The following is a 19,074-nucleotide window of genomic DNA, read 5'->3' on the forward strand; positions in this document are numbered from 1 at the left end:
TATCGTAACGATATATCCACCACACGTGAACTCGTGGCGAACGAGTCGTGACTTCGGCTCGTCGGCGGGCGGCGCCGTACCCTAACGGCCGTGAGTGCGAAGCGAAGGGCCTCGGGCCCGGCCGTGACCCGGCGATCCACCCGGCCGCCCACGGGCCGCGAGCGCCTGGTCTCCTGGACCAGGCGACTGCTCGTGGTCAGCCTCGTCCTCTTCGTCGTGGGTGCGCTCGGCTTCTTCGTCCTCTACAAGGCGATCCCGATCCCGCAGGCCAACGAGGCCTTCAAGGCGCAGACGACGTTCGTCTACTACTCCGGCGGCAAGGACCAGCTCGGCACCTACTACGACGAGCAGAACAGGGAGTCGATCCCGCTCTCCGAGATGCCGCAGACCGTCAAGGACGCGGTGGTGGCCTCGGAGAACCGCTCCTTCTGGACCGACCGCGGCATCGACCCCGTCGGCATCCTCCGCGCCGCGTTCAACAACGCCGGCGGCGGGCCGCGACAGGGCGCGTCGACGATCACCCAGCAGTACGTGAAGATCCTCTACCTGAGCAGCGAGACGACCTACAAGCGCAAGATCAAGGAAGCGGTCGTCGCGCTCAAGATCGTCCAGGAGATGAGCAAGCCCGAGATCCTCGAGGGCTACCTCAACACCATCTACTTCGGCCGCGGCGCCTACGGCATCCAGGCCGCCGCGAAGGCGTTCTTCGCCAAGGAGGCCAAGGACCTCAACCTCCGCGAGAGCGTCGTGCTGGCCAGCGTGCTCAACAACCCCTCGGGGATGGACCCGGAGAACGGCCGGGAGGCCCGGCAGGCGCTGCGCGAGCGTTACCACTACGTCATCGACGGCATGGCCGACATGGGCACCATCACCGCCCAGCAGGCCACCCGCGCGCACAAGCACCTTCCCGCGTTCCCCGAGGTCGAGCAGGAGAGCCAGTTCGGCGGTCAGCGCGGCCACGCCCTCCAGCTGGTCAAGAACGAGCTGCTCGCGACCGGCAAGTTCACCGAGGAGCAGATCAACAGCGGAGGCCTGCGGATCACCACGACGCTGACCCCCAGGGCGATGGCCGCCGCGGAGCAGGGCGTGCTCGAGGCCAGGCCCGAGGGATTCGGCGACAAGGAGCTGCACGTCGGCGCGGCCACCGTCGAGGTGGGCACCGGCGCCCTGCGCGGCTTCTACGGCGGCCAGGACTACCTCGACTCCCAGATCAACTGGGCCGCCACCGGAGGCATGGCGGGGTCGACGATGAAGGGCTTCACCGTCGCCGCCGCCATCAAGGAGGGCTTCGAGCTCACCGACACCTTCGAGGGCAACTCGCCCTTCGAGTTCCCCGACGGGCTCGCGGTCCGCAACGAGGGCACCGGCACCGACGGCCTGGGCAACGACTACGGCTCGTCGGTCTCGATGCTCGACGCCCTCGAGGAGTCGATCAACACCGCCTTCGTCGACATGTCCGACTCGATGGACGACGGTCCGGAGAAGATCTACGAGATGGCCCGCGCCCTGGGCATCCCGGGATCCGGGCCCTCGAAGAAGAATCCCGGCATCCCGCCACGGTCCGTCGACTTCTCGGCCGACGACGCCCTGGTCACCCTGGGCCGCGCCCGGGTCAGCCCCATCAACATGGCCAACGCCTACGCCTCCTTGGCCGCCGGGGGCGAGCGCGCGAACGTCCACGTCGTCGAGCGGGTCGAGGACGCCGCCGGCGAGGTGCTCTACTCCTGGAAGCAGTCCACCGAGCGGGTCCTCGACGAGGACATCGCCGCGGACACGACGTACGCCCTGCAGCAGGTGGTGGAGAGCGGCACGGGCCAGGCGGCGCTCGCCCTCGGCCGGCCCGCAGGGGGCAAGACCGGCACCGCGACCAACGACAAGGACGAGGTGTCCTCGGCCTGGTTCGCCGGCATCACCCCCCAGCTCGCCACCGCGGTGATGTACGTCCGCGGGGACGGCGACAACGGTCTCGACGGCTGGCTGCCGTCCTACTTCGGCGCGGACTACCCCGCCGACACCTGGACGGCGATCATGCAGCGGGTGATGGAGGGCTACGACATCGAGGAGTTCCCGCCGCCGGCGTACGTCGACGGCGAGGCCCCCGAGGAGGGTCACGAGTACGTGCCGCCGCCCCCGCCGCCCTCGACGTCGCAGCCGCAGCCGACGAGGAAGCCCAAGCCCAGCGCGACGGTCAAGCAGAAGCCGACCAAGACCCCGACGCCCACGCCGACGGAGACCGTCACGCCGACGCCGACGGACACGCTGGTGCCGACGCCCACTCCGACTCCGACTCCGACGGAGCCGCAGTGCCCGCCCACCGGCTGCACACCGCCGCCGTCGCCGTCGCCGACAGCCTCGCGAGTGCCGGCACGACGGTGACGGTCCAGCCGCCGCGCCGGGGGTCCCGGGCCAGCGACCCGGGACCGGTCTCCCCGACCCGGGACGACTCGCTCGTCCGCGGACTCAGCGAGGTGGTCGGCGGGCCCGTCGGCGAGCACGCGAGCCGCCACCCGTGGTGGTCGCCGCTGAGGGTCGTGCTGGTCGTGGCCGCGGTCGTGATGGCCGTCGGCATGCTGGGGAAGGCGCCGTGCACCGGCGGCCAGTGGCTCGTCGGGGACCAGCGGTTCACCGAGCTGTGCTGGAGCGACGTCGCCTCGACCTACACCGGCGCGGGCTACGCCGAGGGCATCTGGCCGTGGACGGAGGACGAGCAGATCCGCCTCCGCTACCCCGTCGGCACGCAGCCCGCACTCACGTCGTACGCCGCGTGGCTGGCGGCGCGGGTCACGCACTCCCTCTCGGGCTCTCCGGACCTTGCGGCGCGCTCGGCGCTGACCGTGGCGGAGGTGAGCGAGCGGCCCGAGGTCAAGCGGGAGGCGCGGCTCTTCACGGTCATCAACGGCCTGCTGCTCGCGGCGCTCGGGCTGCTGGCCGCCGCGGCGGTCACCCTGCTCGACCGGCGCCGCCCGTGGGACGGCGCGGCCTTCGCTGCCGCACCGCTGCTGGCGCTGGCGTGGCTGACCTCGTGGCAGCTCGCGGCGGCCGCCGGCGTGGCCGGCGCCCTGTGGGCGTGGTCGCGCGGCAGGCCCGCGCTCGCCGGGCTGTGCGTCGCGCTCGCCGCGTCGGTGTCGCTCCCGGCGGCCATGGTGCTCGTCGCGGTCGTCGGCGTCGCGGCCCGGGCGCGCCAGTGGCGCGACCTCGCCCTCGCGGTCGCGGCCGGAGTGGTTGCCTTCGTCGTCGTGCAGCTGCCCGCGTGGGCCACGGGCCCCTCGACCTGGCGCACCCACTGGTCCCAGGCGTGGGACTCCCGGCCCGAGATCGGCTCGGTCTGGCTGCTGGTGGAGCAGGTGCGCGACATCGAACTGCACCCGGCCGGCCTGACCCTGGCGCTGATGCTCGGCTACTCCGTCGCGCTCGTCGTCCTCGCCCTCCGCGCGCCGTCACCGCCCCGGCTGGCCCAGCTCGGGCTGCTCGCCGTCGCCGCGGCCCTGCTGCTCGGCGACGCCGGCTCCCCGTCGTACCCCCTCGTCCTGCTGCCGCTTGCCGCCGCGGCGGTGCCCCGCTGGCGCGACCTGCTGGTGTGGCAGGGCTGCGAGGTCTTCCACCTGGTGATGACCGGGTTCTACCTGGGCGCCGAGCTCGCTCCGGGGGCCGGTGGCGACGCCAAGGCCTACTGGCTCGCGATCATCGTCCGGCTGATCGGGCTGCTGTGGCTCGTCGGTGTCGTGGTGCGCGACCTGTGGTGGCCGGCTCAGGAGACCACGACGGAGTCGAACGCCGTCGCGGTGTAGCGCACCCGGACGTCGACCTCGTCGCCGACGGCGGGCACCCGCGCCCCCGCCGGCAGGAACAGCATCGACGCCTGCATGTGCGGCGGCTCGGCGAAGAGCCGCTGCGTGCCGTCGATGCTGAACGGCGAGCGCACCAGGCCGACCGCGTCCAGGCCGCCGCGCGCCAGGGTGGCGGCGCGCGAGCGCAGCGACTGGTCGCCGGTCGGCGCCTCGAGGCCGATGCCGTGGGCGGTGCCGCCGCTGACGACCAGCAGGTGCCCCGCGCGGGGGGCGTGGCGGCCGCGGTAGCCGTAGAGGTCGCCGCGCTCGACCTGGTGCACGTCGAGGACGGTCGCGGTCACCTTCAGTGCGCCGCGCTCGCCCAGCCACAGGTCGGTGCCGATGCGCGGCCGGAAGGTGAAGTCCGGCCAGCCGGCGCGCAGCCGCTCCAGCTCGTCCGCGGTGAGGTGGCTGACGAAGACGGTGCGTGTCGGCAGCCCGGAGGCGACGACCTCGTTGACCAGGCGGTTGACCTCGCCGAGGTGGGAGGCGGTGTTGAGCGGGAGGTGTACGGCGACCCCGACGAGGCCGCGGATCCCCTGCTCGCCCAGGAGGGTCGCCGCAGCGGCGAGCTCGCGGCGCTGCATGCCGTGGCGGAGCATCGAGGTCAGCTGCTCGAGCACGAAGCGGGCCCCTGGCTGGTGGCCGGCCAGGGCGGCGACGTCGTCGAGCCGGCTGACGGTGTGCACGACGCGTGCGTCGTGCTGCTCCAGGGCGGGGCCGAACGGGCGCCACGGAGTGAGCACCAGGAGGTCGCCGGCGTAGCGCGTTGCCACCTCGGGCAGCTCGGAGTAGGTGCCGACGGCCATCAGGTCGAGCGCGGCGCCCGTCTCCTCGGCGTGGTCGGCCAGCCACTGGCAGCGCCGTGCCAGGCGACCGAGGCCGAAGCCGTAGCCGTTGCCCTTCGCGACGGGCACCAGGCCGGGCTGGGCGCGGGCGGTCTCGAGCAGGTGGCGGCGCCAGCAGTCGCCATCGACCGTGAGGACGAGGCTCACTGTCCACCCCGATGGTCCCGCAGTTCGTCCGCGACCTTGCGGTCGGCGGGTGGGTGCGAGCCGATGCGGGCTCTCGCTTCGACCATCATGAGCGCCTCTTCATGTACACCTCGAACGCCTTGTAGAGCGCCCGGTTGAGCGGGAGGTCCCACTCGCCGACGTACTCCATCGCCTCGCCGCCCGTGCCGACCTTGAACTGGATCAGCCCCACATGCGGGTCGTCGGCGTCGAGGGTCTCGGTGATGCCGCGCAGGTCGTAGACCTCAGCGCCCTGGGCGAGGGCGTCGCGGATCATCGCCCACTGGATCGCGTTGGAGCCGCGCACCTCGCGCTTCTCGGTCGACGAGGCGCCGTAGGAGTACCAGGCGTGCGTGCCGACGCGGATGCCGATGGTGCTGGCCACCAGGTCGCCCCCGTGCCGGGCCAGCCAGAGCGAGATGCGCCCCTCCGCCTCGGCCGACAGCGCGTCGTACATCGTCTGGAAGTAGGAGAGCGGACGCGGGGTGAAGTGGTCGCGCTCGGCGGTGTGGGCGTAGAGGGCGTGGAAGTCGGCCAGGTCGTCGCGGGTGCCTCGGGTGACGTGGACGCCCTCCTTGTCGGCCTTCTTGATGTTGCGGCGCCAGAGCTGGTTCATGCCCTTGAGGACGTCGTCCTCCGACCGGGGCTTGCCGTCCTCGTCGACCAACGGGATCACGAAGTTGAACTGCGGCTGCCCGGCGGCGAAGCCGCCCTCGACGGCCTGCGGCCGCCAGCCGAGCTCGTGCAGCTGCGCGGCGACGGCCGCGCCGGTCCGGGTGCGCTCGAGAGGAGGTACGTCGCCCAGCCGGCGCACCGCCTCGTCCGCTACCCCGGCCTTGACCTGCTCGGCCGACCATCGACGGGTGACCACCGGCGGGCCCATCCGCACCGCGAAGGCGCCCCTGGCCTCGAGGTGCGCCGCCATCGGTGCCAGCCACGCCGCGAGGTCGTCGGACTCCCAGTCGATCACGGGGCCCTCGGGGAGGTAGGCGAGGTAGCGCCTGACCTTCGGCAGCTGGCGGTAGAGGACGAGCGCACCGCCCACGAGGCGTTCGCCGCTGAACCAGCCGAGCGACTCGGCCCGCCACCCCGGCTTGACCGCCGCCCACGCCGGGGTCTGGAGGAAGCTGGCGGAGGACTGGCTCGCGATGAAGTCGCGGTGCTCATCGACGGAGATGGCCCGGACGGTCAGGGGAGTCGTCACGGCCCCGAGGCTACACAGCGGGACTGTCGTCCCCGGACACGGAGGAGGGACCAGACAAGACCCCCGTCCCTGTCTGGTCCCTGCTCTCCCCCGCTATGACGCACCATGCCCTCGAACGGTTGCCCGCAAACCGCAAAATGTTCGCGAGCCGGATGGTCGAGCGGAGTCGAGACCCTCAGACGCGCTCGCGGAGCCAGGCGATGTCGGCGCCGTGGTCGGCGGCGCCGCCCGGCGTCTCGAGCATCACCGGGGCTCCTGCGTCGCGGACGACCGCGGCGAGCAGGTCGGGGTCGATCTGGCCGGCGCCCAGGTTGGCGTGCCGGTCGGCGCCCGAGTCGAACGCGTCGCGGCTGTCGTTGCAGTGCACCAGGTCGATGCGCCCCGTGATGGCCAGCACGTCGGCGACCACCGTCTCCAGCGCGTTGCCACCCGCGTGCGCGTGGCAGGTGTCCAGGCAGAAGCCGACCATCTCGGCCTGCTCGGCATTCTCGATGGCGGCCCACACGCCGGCGATGCGGTCGAGGTAGCGGGTCATGGCGTTGTCGCCGCCCGCGGTGTTCTCGATCAGCAGCGGGACCTTGAGGTCGGTCGCCTCGACGGCCTTGCGCCAGTTGTCGAAGCCCACCGCGGGGTCGTCGGCCTTGTTGACGTGGCCGCCGTGGACGATGAGGCCCTTCGCGCCGATCTCGGCGGCGGCGTCGACGTGCTGCTGGAGGAGCTTGCGGCTCGGGATGCGGATCCGGTTGTTCGTGGTGGCGACGTTGACGATGTACGGGGCGTGGACGTAGAGGTCGATGCCCGCGGCCTCGGCGTCGGCGCGCAGGGCGGCCGCGCCGCCGGCGTACCGGATCTCGGGCCCCTTGTAGCCCTGCGGGTCACCGAGGAAGAACTGCACGTGCGAGGCGTTGCGGGCCTTGGCCTCGGCGATCGGGTCGGCCTGGTCGACGTGGGCGCCGATGCGGATGCTCATGACAGTCCTTCGGTGGTCGAGTAGCGAGCGCTGGCGATCTCGGAGGTCGAGTAGCGAGCGCTAGCGAGCGTATCGAGACCCGTATCGAGACCTCAGACCAGAGCGGCGAGCCCGACCACCAGGCAGCCGAGCACCACCGCGACGCACGCGGCGACGGCGGCCCAGCCACCCCAGTCGACCGGTCCGCGCGGCGCCGGGCCGAGGCGGTCGTGGATCGGGGGGCCGGGCTCCGGGGGCACGTCGAGGCGGCGCAGGAGGCGGAGCGCCGCGTCGGCGGTGGGCAGCCGCTGCTCGGGGTCGGTGACGAGCAGCGGCTCGAGCAGCGGGCGCAGCGGGTGGGACGGCACCTCCACCTGCCGGGCCGGCGGGAGGCCGGTGACCAGCTGGAGCCCCACCCGGCCCACGGCGTAGAGGTCCTGGCGCGGGTCCGGCAGCGCGCCCTGCGCCTGCTCCGGCGCCATGTAGCCGTCGGTGCCGATCGCCCCCGGGACGGTGGTGTAGCGCTGGTCGGCGATCGGCGCGGCCACTCCGAGGTCGGCCAGCCGCAGGTGGGGGGTGCCGGTGCCGGTCGCCTCGAGCAGCAGGTTGGCGGGCTTCACGTCCCGGTGGACGAGCCCGGCCCCGTGGACGGCGGCGAGCCCGAGCAGCAGCTGCTCGAGCAGCAGCGCCGCGAAGCCGGCGGGCAGCGGCCCGTGCCGGTCGACGAGCTCCTTGACCGAGCCGCCGGACACCAGGTCCATCGACAGCACGACGAGGTCGTCCTCTGCGGCCCAGCCCGTCGGCGCGACGACGTGCGGGTGCCGGATCCGCACGGACTGCTCGCGGACGAACCGGACCAGCAGGGCCCCGCTGTGCTGCCCCAGCACCTTGACGGCGACCTCCCGGCGGGCGCGGGTGTCGCGGGCCCGCCAGACCGAGCCCATCCCGCCCACGCCGATCTGCTCGAGCAGCAGGTAGCGGCCGGCGACGGTGGCGGTGGGCTGCGGGCGGAGCACGGCCTCGACGCTAGGCGAGTACGCCGCCGGCCGCTCCGGGCCATCCACAGGCCGGCGATTCCGCGGGCGCCCGGGCGCGCTGATAACCTGCACTGTCCTTGTCCGGCCCCGACCGACGGGTGCCCGGCCAGGAGACAGCGGCAGGCGGCGTAAAGCCCCTGCCGAACGCACAGCCCTCCTGCCACGGAAAGTCCGTGGCCGCCTGAGTCCAGAGGAGGTGGAGACCGCTATGCGTGCCTATGAAGTCATGGTCATCCTCGACCCGAGTCTCGAAGAGCGCACCATCGAGCCTTCGCTCGACAAGTACCTCAACGTGATCCGCAAGGACGGCGGGACCGTCGAGTCCGTCGATGTCTGGGGCCGTCGTCGCCTCGCGTACGAGATCAAGAAGAACGCCGAGGGCATCTACGCCGTCATCCAGCTGCAGGCCGAGCCGGCCACGGTCAAGGAGTTCGACCGCCAGCTCACGCTCAACGAGTCGATCCTGCGCACCAAGGTGCTGCGCCCCTCCTGAGGGGTGTGGATGACCCACTACCCGTTGTCCCCGGCGTCGGACACGATGTCGACGACAAGGACAACACTCTTGGATCAAAGGGAGACCTGACATGGCAGGCGAGACCGTCATCACCGTCGTCGGCAACCTCGTCGACGACCCGGAGCTGCGCTTCACCCCCTCGGGTGCGGCCGTGGCCAACTTCCGGATCGCGTCGACGCCGCGCACCTTCGACCGGCAGACCAACGAGTGGAAGGACGGCGACGCGCTGTTCCTCTCCTGCTCGGTCTGGCGGCAGGCCGCGGAGAACGTCGCGGAGTCCCTCCAGAAGGGGATGCGCGTGGTGGTGCAGGGGCGCCTGAAGTCCCGCCAGTACGAGACCCGCGAGGGCGAGAAGCGCACCGTGTTCGAGATCGAGGTCGAGGAGGTCGGGCCGTCGCTGAAGTATGCGACTGCCAAGGTCTCCCGCACCACCCGTCAGGGTGGCGGCGGCGGTTTCTCCGGCGGCGGCGCTCCCGCGGACGACCCGTGGGCCACGCCCGCTGCTCCGCAGCAGGGTGGCTACGGCGCGCCGCAGGGCGCGCCGCAGCAGGGCGGCGGCCAGGGTGGCTGGGGTGGTCCTCCGCAGGGCCAGCCGCAGTCCGCTCCGGCCAACGACCCGTGGGCCACCCCGGGTGTCTCGTCCGAAGAGCCTCCCTTCTGACCGCCCGGTGCCGAGCCTGCGAGGCACCGAAGGGGCGGGCAGATCGAGTAGCGCCACGGCTGAGCCTGCGAAGCCGTGACGCGCGTATCGAGATCCAGTACTAACCGAATTCACCTCAACCATTCCGGCACAACCCCGCCAGGGGGCCGGGCTTCTAGGAAGGAAGCACCACAATGGCCAAGGCAGTGATTCGCAAGCCGAAGAAGAAGGTTTGCCAGTTCTGCAAGGAGAAGGCGTCCGGTGTCGACTACAAGGACACCACGCTGCTCCGCAAGTTCATCTCCGACCGCGGCAAGATCCGTGCCCGTCGGGTGACCGGCAACTGCGTCCAGCACCAGCGCGACGTGGCCACGGCCGTCAAGAACGCCCGCGAGGTCGCTCTGCTGCCCTACACGTCCACCGGTCGTTGATCAGGTAGCGAGGAGATCGAAGACATGAAGCTCATCCTGACGCAGGAAGTCGACGGCCTCGGCGCCCCCGGCGACGTGGTCGAGGTCAAGGACGGCTACGGCCGCAACTACCTCGTGCCCCGTGGCCTCGGCATCCGCTGGACCCGTGGTGGCGAGAAGACCATCGAGTCGATCAAGGCCGCCCGCGCGGCCCGTGCCGCTCGCGACGAGGGCCACGCCGCCGAGATCAAGACCAAGCTCGAGGCCGCCCAGGTCAACGTGCAGGTCCGCGCCGGTGAGGGTGGTCGCCTGTTCGGCGCCGTCACCACCGCCGAGATCGCCGACGCGCTGTCCGCGGCCTCGGGCGAGGCGGTCGACCGCCGCACGATCGTGGTCGCCAACCCGATCAAGTCGCTGGGCGCGCACGAGGTCACCATCAAGCTGCACGACGAGGTCTCCGCCACGGTGGCCCTCAACGTGGTGCCTGCCTGACGCACCTCCCGCGCCTCGGCGCACCACCACGGCCCGCTGCCCCTCCGGGGTGGCGGGCCGTGCTGCGTCCCAGTCGCCGTGGAAGTAGTCCTTGTCGCTCAGCGTCCTCCAGCCCCTGCGGGCAACGCCCGAGCACTCCGGAAGGCTACGAGACGTGCCGTGACCGCGCCCACGGGCGACCGGCATACGTCAGCAGCAGCACGACCAGGGTGAGCAGGCTGAGCGAGGCGATGACGTACGCCGCCGGCTCGAGGTCACGGACTCCCGCGCCGAACACGACGATCGGCAGCACCGCCACGACGACGGTCGCGACCACCACGATCCGCAGCCACACGGCGGCCGCGGAGTCGCCCTCCGCGCGGGCCCGTCGCGACAGCTCGTGGGCGAGCAGCCCGGCGAACAGCGCCTGGGGGAGGTTGACCGCCCAGAGCAGCGACTCGTGCCGGTCGTCGAACCAGTCGAGCACGCTGGGCCACCACAGGCCTGCCGACACCACCAGGCAGACGCCGGCGGTGAGGAGGAGGGCGCCGCGACGCTCGACGGCCAGGTCGCGGACGCCGAGGAGGACGAGCAGCCAGCCGGCGGAGTCCGCCAGGACGTCGTAGCCCTTGAACCCGACGACCAGCATCACGATCGCGAGGCCGAGGGCGATCGGCTGCAGCGGCTTCATGGCGGCCGAACCTATCGGGCCGGCACCGCAGGCGGCTCAGCGCCGACGGGCGCGCGTGGCAGTGCCGGTAACCAGCCACGCATCGCCGCGGGCGCGAAGGGTCAGCAGCACGGCGCGGGAGCCGATGAAGGCCACCTGCATCGCGACCCACACCCAGACGATCGAACCGCCGAGGATCGCGGCGAGCAGGACGACCGGGGCGTAGGCCGCGAGGACGGCGAGGCCGGCCCAGGCGAGGTAGGTGCCGTCGCCGGCGCCGATGAGGACGCCGTCGAGGACGAAGACCAGGCCCGTGACCGGCTGGCCCAGGGCCGCGACCAGGAGGACCGGGACGAGCAGGTCGCGGACGGCCTGGTCCTCGGTGAAGAGCGGACCGAGCAGCGGGCTGGCCAGGGCGAGGGCGAGTCCGGTCGCGATGCCGCTCCGTAGGCCCCACCTCATCATCGTGGCGGTCAGGGCGCGGGTGGTCTCCACGTCGCCGGCGCCCAGGCTGCGGCCGGTCAGGGCCTGGGCGGCGATGGCGATGGCGTCGAGCGCGAAGGCCAGGAAGGTCCAGACGGTGAAGGCCACCTGGTGGGCGGCCAGGTCGACCTCGGTGCCGTGGCCGCTGGCCGTGAGGGTGACGGCGTAGGTGCCGACCAGGAGCGCGGCCCGCAGGGTGAGCGTGCGGATGACGAGGGCGACGGCTGCGTGGGCCGCCGCCTTGATCCCGGAGAGGTCGGGGGAGAGGGGAGCACCCTCGCGGCGTGCCGCGCGGACGACCACGGCGAGGAGGGCGGCAGCGCTCGCGACCTGCGCGATCACCGAGCCGATGGCGGACCCGGCGATGCCGAGGCCGGGCACCGGCCCCGCCCCGTACACGAGGAGGAGGTTGAGGGCGATGTTGAGCGCGTTGCCGGCGACCGCGACCACCAGCGGGGTGCGGGTGTCCTGGAGGCCGCGGAGGATGCCGGTGGTCGCAAGCATCACCAGGAGCGGGGTGGTGCCGAGGAACGCGAGGCGGAGGTAGGTCTCGGCGTGCCGGGCCGTCTCGCCGCCGACGCCGAAGGCCGCGACCAGCGGGCCGGTCAGGACGACGCCCAGGACAGTGGTGACGGTGCCGATCAGGACGGCGAGCCAGACCCCGTCGATGCCCTGGGCAAGGGCGCCACGCCGGTCGCCGGCGCCGAGGTGGCGGGCGACGCTGGCCGTGGTGCCGAAGGCCAGGAAGACGCACAGGCCGACGGCGGTCTGCAGGACGACGGCGGCGATGCCGAGTCCGGCCAGCTCCGGAGTGCCGAGGTGGCCGACGATCGCCGCGTCGGAGAGCAGGAAGAGCGGCTCGGCGATGAGTGCCAGGAAGGCGGGCACGGCGAGGCGCAGGATCTCCCGGTCGGTCGCGGACACGTCGACCAGCGTAACGAGTACACCGGAAAGTGCCTCATACATGGGAAATCCGCGGACAAGGGCGGGGCTGCCTGTGTATGAGCTTGTGGGTAGCCGGGTCTTCGGGCGCTATGTCGACAAAACCGATGGGCGACATCCAGATGACGGACAGGTGGACCGGCTCCTCGAGCGAGGGATTTTTCCCCACAGCCTGTGAAGAGCGTTTCCGCAGGTCAGCGACGAAGACGCGGGGATGTCACCGCAGTTGTCCACAGCTCTGTCCACGACTCGTGCACACGACACCGGGTGTCGTCCACCTGCCTGGGCCAGTTATCCCCAGCCGCCTGTGGATAACGAGGCTCCCAGGGTTCGGCGTGTCGCCGTCCCCGGACATACGGTCACGGACGCAGTGGGGCACGGATGTCGGTGGTCGTTCCTACTGTGCCTGTCAGGGGTCGGTCGACGGTGACGAGTGGGGAGTCCTCGGGTGAGCATCACGGAGCACGGGCGCGGTCCGACCGATCCGGACTACGACTGGGGCGACGGCCCTGCGGCCTACGAGCCGGGTCAGGCGCCCCGCGGCCCGGAGGGCCGCACCCCGCCCCAGGACAACGCGGCCGAGCAGTCGGTGCTGGGCGCCATGCTCATCTCCAAGGATGCGATCGCCGACGTCGTCGAGGTGCTCAAGGGCTCCGACTACTATCGCCCGGCGCACGAGGTCATCCACGAGGCGATCATCGACCTCTACGGGCGCGGCGAGCCCGCCGACGCGGTCACCGTGTCGGCCGAGCTCCAGCGCAAGGGCGAGCTCCAGCGGATCGGTGGCGCGCCATACCTCCACACCCTGACCGCCAACGTCCCGATCGCCGCCAACGCGGGCTACTACGCCGAGATCGTCCGCGAGAAGTCGATCCTGCGTCGCCTGGTTGATGCCGGCACCCGGATCGTGCAGATGGGCTACGCCGGCGAGGGCACGGTCGACGACGTGGTCGACAGCGCCCAGGCCGAAGTCTACAAGATCACCGACGGCCGCACGAGCGAGGACTACGCCCCGCTGTCGGACATCATGAACCCGGTCCTCGACGAGATCGAGGCGATCGGCAACCGCGAGGCCGGCCTCTACGGCGTGCCCACCGGCTTCGCCGACCTCGACGAGCTGACCAACGGGCTCCACGCCGGGCAGATGATCATCGTCGCGGCGCGCCCGGCCATGGGCAAGTCAACGTTGGCTCTGGACTTCTGTCGCGCGGCGTCGATCCACAACAACCTCACGAGCGTCTTCTTCAGCCTGGAGATGACGCGCTCGGAGATCATGATGCGCCTCCTCTCCGCCGAGGCGAAGGTGCCGCTCAACCACATCCGCAACGGAAACATGGGGGACGCCGACTGGGACAAGCTGGCCCGCAAGATGGGCCAGGTGTCCGGGGCGCCGATGTTCATCGATGACTCGCCCAACATGACGATGATGGAGATCCGGGCGAAGGCGCGGCGGCTCAAGCAGCGCCACGACCTCAAGCTCATCGTCATCGACTACATGCAGCTGATGACGTCCGGCCGGAAGGTCGAGAGCCGCCAGCTCGAGGTCTCGGAGTTCTCCCGCAACATCAAGCTCCTGGCCAAGGAGCTCGAGGTGCCGATCATCGCGCTGTCCCAGCTCAACCGTGGTCCCGAGCAGCGTGGTGACAAGCGGCCGATGATGAGCGACCTTCGCGAGTCGGGCTGCCTGACGGCCGACACCCGGCTGATGCGCGCCGACACCAATTCCGAGATCACGCTCGGCGAGCTGATGGAGTCGGGCGCGCGCGACATTCCGGTCTGGTCGCTCGACGACCGGCTCAAGCTGGTGCCGCGCACGCTGACGTACGCGTTTCCGTCGGGGGTGAAGCCGGTCTTCGAGCTCACGCTCGCGTCCGGGCGCCGCATCAGGGCGACGGGCAACCACAAGTTCCTGACGTACGACGGGTGGATGTCGCTGTCCGAGCTGGCTCCTGGGTCGCGCATCGGGTCCCTGCGGCACGTGCCGCCCCCGCTCGATGTGAAAGCACGGGACGAGGACGAGGTCGTCCTGCTGGCGCACCTGCTGGGCGACGGCTCGTTCGTGAAGCGACAGCCGATCCGCTACGCCAGCATCGACGAGGCCAACCTGGGAGCCGTCGGTGAGGCTGCGGCGCGCCGGTTCGGGATCACCCCGATCCGCGACGACTACGCCGCAGCCCGGGTGACGACGCTGCGACTTCCCGCGCCCTACCGACTCGCGCGGGGCAAGCGGAATCCGATCGCCGCCTGGCTGGACCAGGACGGGCTCTTCGGCCTGCGGAGCCACGAGAAGTTCGTGCCGGAGTGGGTCTTCGGGCTGCCGAAGGCCCAGGTCGGCCTCTTCCTGAAGCACATCTGGGCGACCGATGGCTCGGTCACCTACGACCAGAAGCGCAACCTCGGCCGGATCTACTACGCCTCCACGAGCCGTCGCCTCGTCGATGACCTCGCCCGCCTGCTCCTGCGCTACAACGTCTTCTCGCGGATCAAGCGGGTGAGGAAGTCCGGCTACCGCGACGGATGGCACCTCTACATCTACGGTGCGGAGAACCAGTTGAGGTTCTGCGACGAGATCGGGGTGCACGGCGCCCGCGGCGAGCTGGCGGCCCTCGTCGCCGAGAAGCTGCGGGACGTCCGGAGCAACACCAACCTCGACACCGTCCCCAGCGAGGTATGGGGCAGGGTCCGCGAGGTGCTGGTCGAGCAGCGGATGACGCACCGGCAGTTCGCTGCCGCGATGGGCACACAGTTCTGCGGGTCGACGATGTGGAAGCACTCACCGAGCCGGCAACGGATGGCGCGGGTCGCGGAGGTCCTCGGTGACGCCGAGCTCGAGGTGATGGCCACCAACGACGTCTTCTGGGACTCCGTCACCTCGATCGAGCCGATCGGCGAGATGGACGTCTATGACGCGACGGTGATGGGGACGCACAACTTCGTGGTCAACGGGATCGCCGCCCACAACTCGTTGGAGCAGGACGCCGACATGGTGATCCTGCTGCACCGCGACGACGTCTACGAGAAGGAGTCGACGCGTCCTGGCGAGGCCGACCTGATCGTGGCCAAGCACCGCAACGGCCCAACTCGGGACCTCACCGTTGCGTTCCAGGGGCACTACTCGCGGTTCGTCGACATGGCTCACTGAGGCGATGCGACTGTTCTTGTCGAGATGCAGACCGACGCCGTGAGGGCCGCCGTCCACGACTGCCTGCGCGCCTCGGGTGCCACGGAACGATCCCCGGCTTGAGACGACGCCGGTGACGGTGACGAACACGACGACCGAGAACCAGCTCGCCCGCCGGTCCGGGCAACTGCTCCTGACCACGTACCGAGGAGACCCCGGGACACAGTCGGGACATCCCGGCGATGTGGCCGGGACACTGGGCGCGCGACGGTCATGGCATGACAAACCTGACTGACACAACCATGTACACCGTTCCTGTTCTCGAGCCGGTACGCAGGCCGCGCGCCCTTCGACGCGTCGCCATCACCGCCAGTGGCATCTTGGCCTGCGCGATTCCCGTCGTCTTCACGGTCACGATCAGCGTGATGCTCCTGACGGGGACCGAGTCCAGCCATCGGTTCCACCAGCTCACCGGCCAGGGCCTCATCCTCACGTCCCTGTGGCTCGGTGGCCTGGTCCCGCTGCTGCGCGCCGGCTGGGCCGGACGTCGACCGTCCTCAGCGGCCGGCCTGCTGCACCTGAGCTTCGTCCTCGCCGGCATCTTGTGTGCGGTCGTCACGCCTGGCGGGGGTGCGCCGATGCTGATGGTCGTCATCGCGGTTCCCGGTGCGCTGGTCTGGCTTAGCATCCCGCAGCGGCCGCGGCTGAGGCTTCCGGTCCGGGTGCACCCGCTGCTGACGCCGTTGGCCCTTGGCGCGGTGGCCGCGCTCACGCCGTACGTGCTCGACCAGATCGCGCTCCAGGACGCCGCGACCGGCTACCACGCCGACAACCCGCACCACTTCGACATGGCGTGGTTGGTCTGCGTCCTGCTCGCGTCGACCGTCCTTGGTGCGCTGCTTCCGGCCGTCCGCAGGCTCGTGGTCGTCGGTGGTGCAGGGCTGGCCGCCCTCGGGACCGCGGGTGTGGCCCTCGGCGCGGACTTCCCGTGGACGCCGGTCGCCCTCGCCTCGGGTGCTGCGCTGATCCTCGCCTCCAGGGTCCGTCGGTGATCTAGGATCCGCGCCATGTCGAGCACCGTCGCGCGCCCGGGTAGCGCCGGGCGCGCGGCGCCGCGTGCCAGCTCCGCCGTCGTCTTCGTCGTGGCGGTGGGCCTGGCGCTGGTCGCGGCCGCCGCCACCCTCGGCGGGGTGGCGGCCGTGACCGCCGTCGGCGCGTGGGGCCAGCGCGCTGCCCGCGACTTGCCGGTCGACGCGGCGGTCGGCGTCTCCTTCGCAGCCGCGTCGCTGTTGGTCCTCTCCGGCACCGAAGGCCGTCGGATGGGGTGGCTCCTCCTGGTGATCGGGGTGGCGGGAGCTGGCGCCACGGCCGGCTCCGCCACCGCCCTCGTAGCGGGGGCGTCGGGGGTGGCCTCGGCCGGGGAGTTCGTGCAGAGTTGGATCTGGGTGCCCGGCTTCGTGCCGCTGCTCACCCTCGTGCCACTCCTTTACCCAGACGGGCGGCTGCCCGGCCCGCGCTGGCGTTGGGTCGCAGTCGCCTCCGTTGTCGGCATGACGATGCTGGCGGCCGGCTCCGCGCTGTTCGAGTACGCCGAGGGTCCGGCCAAGGCGCTTCACCTCGGAGCCGCCGTGCTCCTGCTCCCCTCCGTCGTCGCCGGTCTGGCCGCAGCCGTGGTGCGCTGGCGCCGGGCCGACGGCCTGGGCCGGAGGCAGTTGAACGTGCTGCTGGTCGTGGCCGCCGTGTTGGCCGCCGACACCGCCGCGCAGCCGCTGCTGCCGTGGCCGGTCGGTGCGCTCACCCAGGCGGTCGCGGTCGCCCTGGTGCCGGTGGCGATCGGGATCGCTGTCACGCGGCACCGGCTGTACGACCTCGACCTGGTGGTCTGCCGCGCCATCGGTGGCGCGAGCCTCGCTGCCTGCCTCGTTGGTGTCTACCTTTCGCTGTTCTTCGTCGTCTCCGCGCTGCTGCCGGGCGGTCCGACGGTCGGCGCGGTCACCGCGGCGGCGGCGTGCGGCCTTCTCCTGCACCCTCTGGGCGTCCGGCTCAACCGCGGCGTGGACCGGATGTTCTATGGCGACCGCGCCGAGCCGGCCCGGGTGCTGCAGGCGATCGCGGTCGGGATCCGGGAGGGCATGGACCTCGGTGGCCTCCCCGATGAGGTCTGCCGGGTCGTCGTCGACTCGCTGCGGCTCGGCTCCGCGGCGCTTGCCCTCGGCGATGGTGCCGACGCGCGCGTCGTGGCGACCCTCGGTGTGCCAGTCGGCCCGGTGACCGAGTTGCCGATGCGGCATCGCGGCGACGTCGTCGGTGCGCTGCGCGTGACCGCCCGCCCCGGAGAGGTTGGCCTGGGGGAGCGGGACGCCGACCTGCTTACGGTGGTTTGCGACCAGGTGGCCCCGGCGGTCGCCGCGGTGCGGCTCTCCGATCGGCTCCAGCAGAGCCGGGCCTCGCTGGTCACGGCCCGCGAGGAGGAGCGACGCCGGCTGCGCCGCGACCTGCACGACGGTGTCGGCGCGGCACTGGCCGGAGTACGGCTCCAGGTCGAGACGGCCCAGGACCTGGCCGCCGACCCGGCGGTGAGCGGGCTCCTGCGCTCGGCCGCCTCCGGTCTCGCCTCCGCCGTCGACGACCTGCGCGGTATCACCGAGGACCTCCGTCCGGCCGCCCTCGACGACCTCGGTTTCGGGCCCGCGCTGCGGGGCCTGGCCGAGCGCGTGTCGACCCCGGTGATCACCGTTGGTGCCGAGGTCAACCTCGCCGCGTCGCTGCCCGCGGCGGTCGAGGTGGCTGCCTACCGGATCGCGGCCGAGGCGCTCGCCAACGCGGTCCGCCACTCCGGTGCGCGACGGGTCACGCTCCGCGTGACGGGGACGGCGGCCCGCCTGTCGGTTTCGGTGGTCGACGACGGCTCGGGACTGCCGGAGCGCGTCCGTCCCGGCGCGCTCGGGCTGGCCTCGATGCGCCAGCGCGCCGAGGAAATCGGCGGCGCCCTGATGATCATCAGTGGCCAGGACGGCACCCGGGTCGAGGCAGACCTGCCCGCGGAGGCCCGATGACCCGGATCCTGCTCGTCGACGACCATCCTCTCTTCCTAGACGGAGTCCGCGCGGCGCTCACCGGTGCCATGGACCTGCAGGTCGTCGCCGAGGCGCACGACGGGGGCAGCGGCGTGACCCTCGCGCGTGATCACAGGCCCGACGTCGTACTGATGGACCTCAACCTGCCGGACCTCTCCGGGGTCGAGGCGACCGCCCAGATCCTGGCCGCCGCGCCGGACACCCGCGTCCTGATGATGACGATGAGCGCCGACGACGACGCCGTGGTCGCGGCGATGCGCGCCGGCGCCCGGGGGTACGTCGTGAAGGGCGCAGGGCGCAACGACCTGCTGCACGCGATCCGTACTGTTGCGGCCGGGGGAGCGGTCTTCAGCCCGACCGTCGCGGACCGGCTCGGCCGGTTCTTCACCGGCATGGCGGTGGGCAGCAGTCGGGAGGCGTTCCCCCAGCTCACCCAGCGGGAGCGGGAGGTACTCGACCTGATGGCGCGCGGCCTGGAGAACCGGCGGATTGCCCGTGAGCTCTACCTATCCGACAAGACCGTGCGCAACCACGTCTCCAACGTGCTCACCAAGCTCGGCGCCGAAGACCGGTCAGAGGCAATCGCCCGCGCTCGCGCCGCCGGCCTGGGCGGGGGGTGACGCCCACCCGGGCGGTGGGTCGGGCACCGTTTCGAGCGACCGAATGGCCCAACCCACCACCACTGAGGCCGGCTCTCTGGTGTGCCTACGGGGCGA

The 19,074-nt window shown here is 71.7% G+C and carries 16 protein-coding genes; 10 read left to right on the forward strand and 6 right to left on the reverse strand.

The genetic code is table 11. The annotated features are described in order from the left end of the window. Positions 1-90 precede the first annotated feature (90 nt). Complete coding sequence (locus DDE18_RS00420) at positions 91-2,376, forward strand: transglycosylase domain-containing protein (RefSeq protein ID WP_116570273.1); 2,286 nt, start codon at positions 91-93, stop codon at positions 2,374-2,376. Beyond that, complete coding sequence (locus DDE18_RS00425; protein ID WP_116570274.1) at positions 2,304-3,788, forward strand: glycosyltransferase 87 family protein; 1,485 nt, start codon at positions 2,304-2,306, stop codon at positions 3,786-3,788. Before DDE18_RS00420 ends, DDE18_RS00425 begins: the two co-directional genes overlap by 73 nt. On the opposite strand, the gene DDE18_RS00430 is transcribed toward DDE18_RS00425, so the two are convergent. From DDE18_RS00430 to DDE18_RS00445, 4 genes are all read right to left on the reverse strand, one after another. Beyond that, positions 3,749-4,822, reverse strand: coding sequence for an alanine racemase (locus DDE18_RS00430; protein WP_116570275.1), 1,074 nt, complete (start codon positions 4,820-4,822; stop codon positions 3,749-3,751). The two genes, DDE18_RS00425 and DDE18_RS00430, sit on opposite strands and share 40 nt — an antisense overlap. 85 nt (positions 4,823-4,907) lie before the next feature. Next, a complete protein-coding gene (locus DDE18_RS00435) occupies positions 4,908-6,044 on the reverse strand; it encodes a lipid II:glycine glycyltransferase FemX (RefSeq protein ID WP_116570276.1) in 1,137 nt (378 codons plus the stop codon). A 175-nt stretch (positions 6,045-6,219) separates the two neighbouring features. Beyond that, entirely contained in the window at positions 6,220-7,014 is a 795-nt protein-coding gene (locus DDE18_RS00440; protein WP_116570277.1) for a deoxyribonuclease IV, read from the reverse strand. A gap of 92 nt (positions 7,015-7,106) precedes the next feature. Then, complete coding sequence (locus DDE18_RS00445; RefSeq protein WP_245916367.1) at positions 7,107-8,009, reverse strand: serine/threonine-protein kinase; 903 nt, start codon at positions 8,007-8,009, stop codon at positions 7,107-7,109. A 229-nt stretch (positions 8,010-8,238) separates the two neighbouring features. Between DDE18_RS00445 and rpsF the strand changes: the two genes are divergently transcribed. From rpsF to rplI, 4 genes are all read left to right on the forward strand, one after another. Continuing rightward, a complete protein-coding gene (gene rpsF / locus DDE18_RS00450) occupies positions 8,239-8,523 on the forward strand; it encodes a 30S ribosomal protein S6 (RefSeq protein WP_116570278.1) in 285 nt (94 codons plus the stop codon). A 91-nt stretch (positions 8,524-8,614) separates the two neighbouring features. Next, positions 8,615-9,205, forward strand: a complete 591-nt coding sequence (locus DDE18_RS00455; protein WP_116570279.1) for a single-stranded DNA-binding protein — start codon at positions 8,615-8,617, stop codon at positions 9,203-9,205. A 173-nt stretch (positions 9,206-9,378) separates the two neighbouring features. Then, the gene (gene rpsR, locus DDE18_RS00460; RefSeq protein ID WP_116570280.1) at positions 9,379-9,615 is read left to right on the forward strand and encodes a 30S ribosomal protein S18; all 237 of its coding nucleotides are present in this window, start codon (positions 9,379-9,381) and stop codon (positions 9,613-9,615) included. A 24-nt stretch (positions 9,616-9,639) separates the two neighbouring features. After that, positions 9,640-10,086, forward strand: coding sequence for a 50S ribosomal protein L9 (gene rplI, locus DDE18_RS00465; protein ID WP_116570281.1), 447 nt, complete (start codon positions 9,640-9,642; stop codon positions 10,084-10,086). Between the two features lie 145 nt (positions 10,087-10,231). Here rplI and DDE18_RS00470 read toward each other — a convergent pair whose 3' ends face one another. After that, on the reverse strand, positions 10,232-10,756 hold the full coding sequence (locus tag DDE18_RS00470) for a hypothetical protein (protein WP_116570282.1): 525 nt from the start codon (positions 10,754-10,756) through the stop codon (positions 10,232-10,234). Positions 10,757-10,792: 36 nt separating this feature from the next. Continuing rightward, positions 10,793-12,184, reverse strand: a complete 1,392-nt coding sequence (locus DDE18_RS00475) for an MATE family efflux transporter (protein ID WP_116570283.1) — start codon at positions 12,182-12,184, stop codon at positions 10,793-10,795. 424 nt (positions 12,185-12,608) lie between these two features. Here DDE18_RS00475 and DDE18_RS00480 point away from each other — a divergent pair, with 424 nt between their 5' ends. The 4 genes from DDE18_RS00480 (at position 12,609) to DDE18_RS00495 (ending at position 18,978) form a co-directional block, all read left to right on the forward strand. Then, on the forward strand, positions 12,609-15,302 hold the full coding sequence (locus tag DDE18_RS00480) for a replicative DNA helicase (protein WP_211754343.1): 2,694 nt from the start codon (positions 12,609-12,611) through the stop codon (positions 15,300-15,302). Positions 15,303-15,559: 257 nt separating this feature from the next. Further along, entirely contained in the window at positions 15,560-16,333 is a 774-nt protein-coding gene (locus DDE18_RS00485) for a hypothetical protein (protein WP_133241111.1), read from the forward strand. 15 nt (positions 16,334-16,348) lie between these two features. Next, positions 16,349-18,337, forward strand: coding sequence for a sensor histidine kinase (locus DDE18_RS00490; protein ID WP_116570285.1), 1,989 nt, complete (start codon positions 16,349-16,351; stop codon positions 18,335-18,337). Continuing rightward, positions 18,334-18,978: a response regulator gene (locus DDE18_RS00495; RefSeq protein ID WP_116570286.1), complete on the forward strand. Its 645-nt coding sequence runs from the start codon at positions 18,334-18,336 to the stop codon at positions 18,976-18,978. The genes DDE18_RS00490 and DDE18_RS00495 overlap by 4 nt, the downstream gene beginning before the upstream one ends. Positions 18,979-19,074: the final 96 nt, after the last annotated feature.

It is taken from the genome of Nocardioides gansuensis, assembly GCF_003076135.1.
GTDB lineage: Bacteria > Actinomycetota > Actinomycetes > Propionibacteriales > Nocardioidaceae > Nocardioides > Nocardioides gansuensis.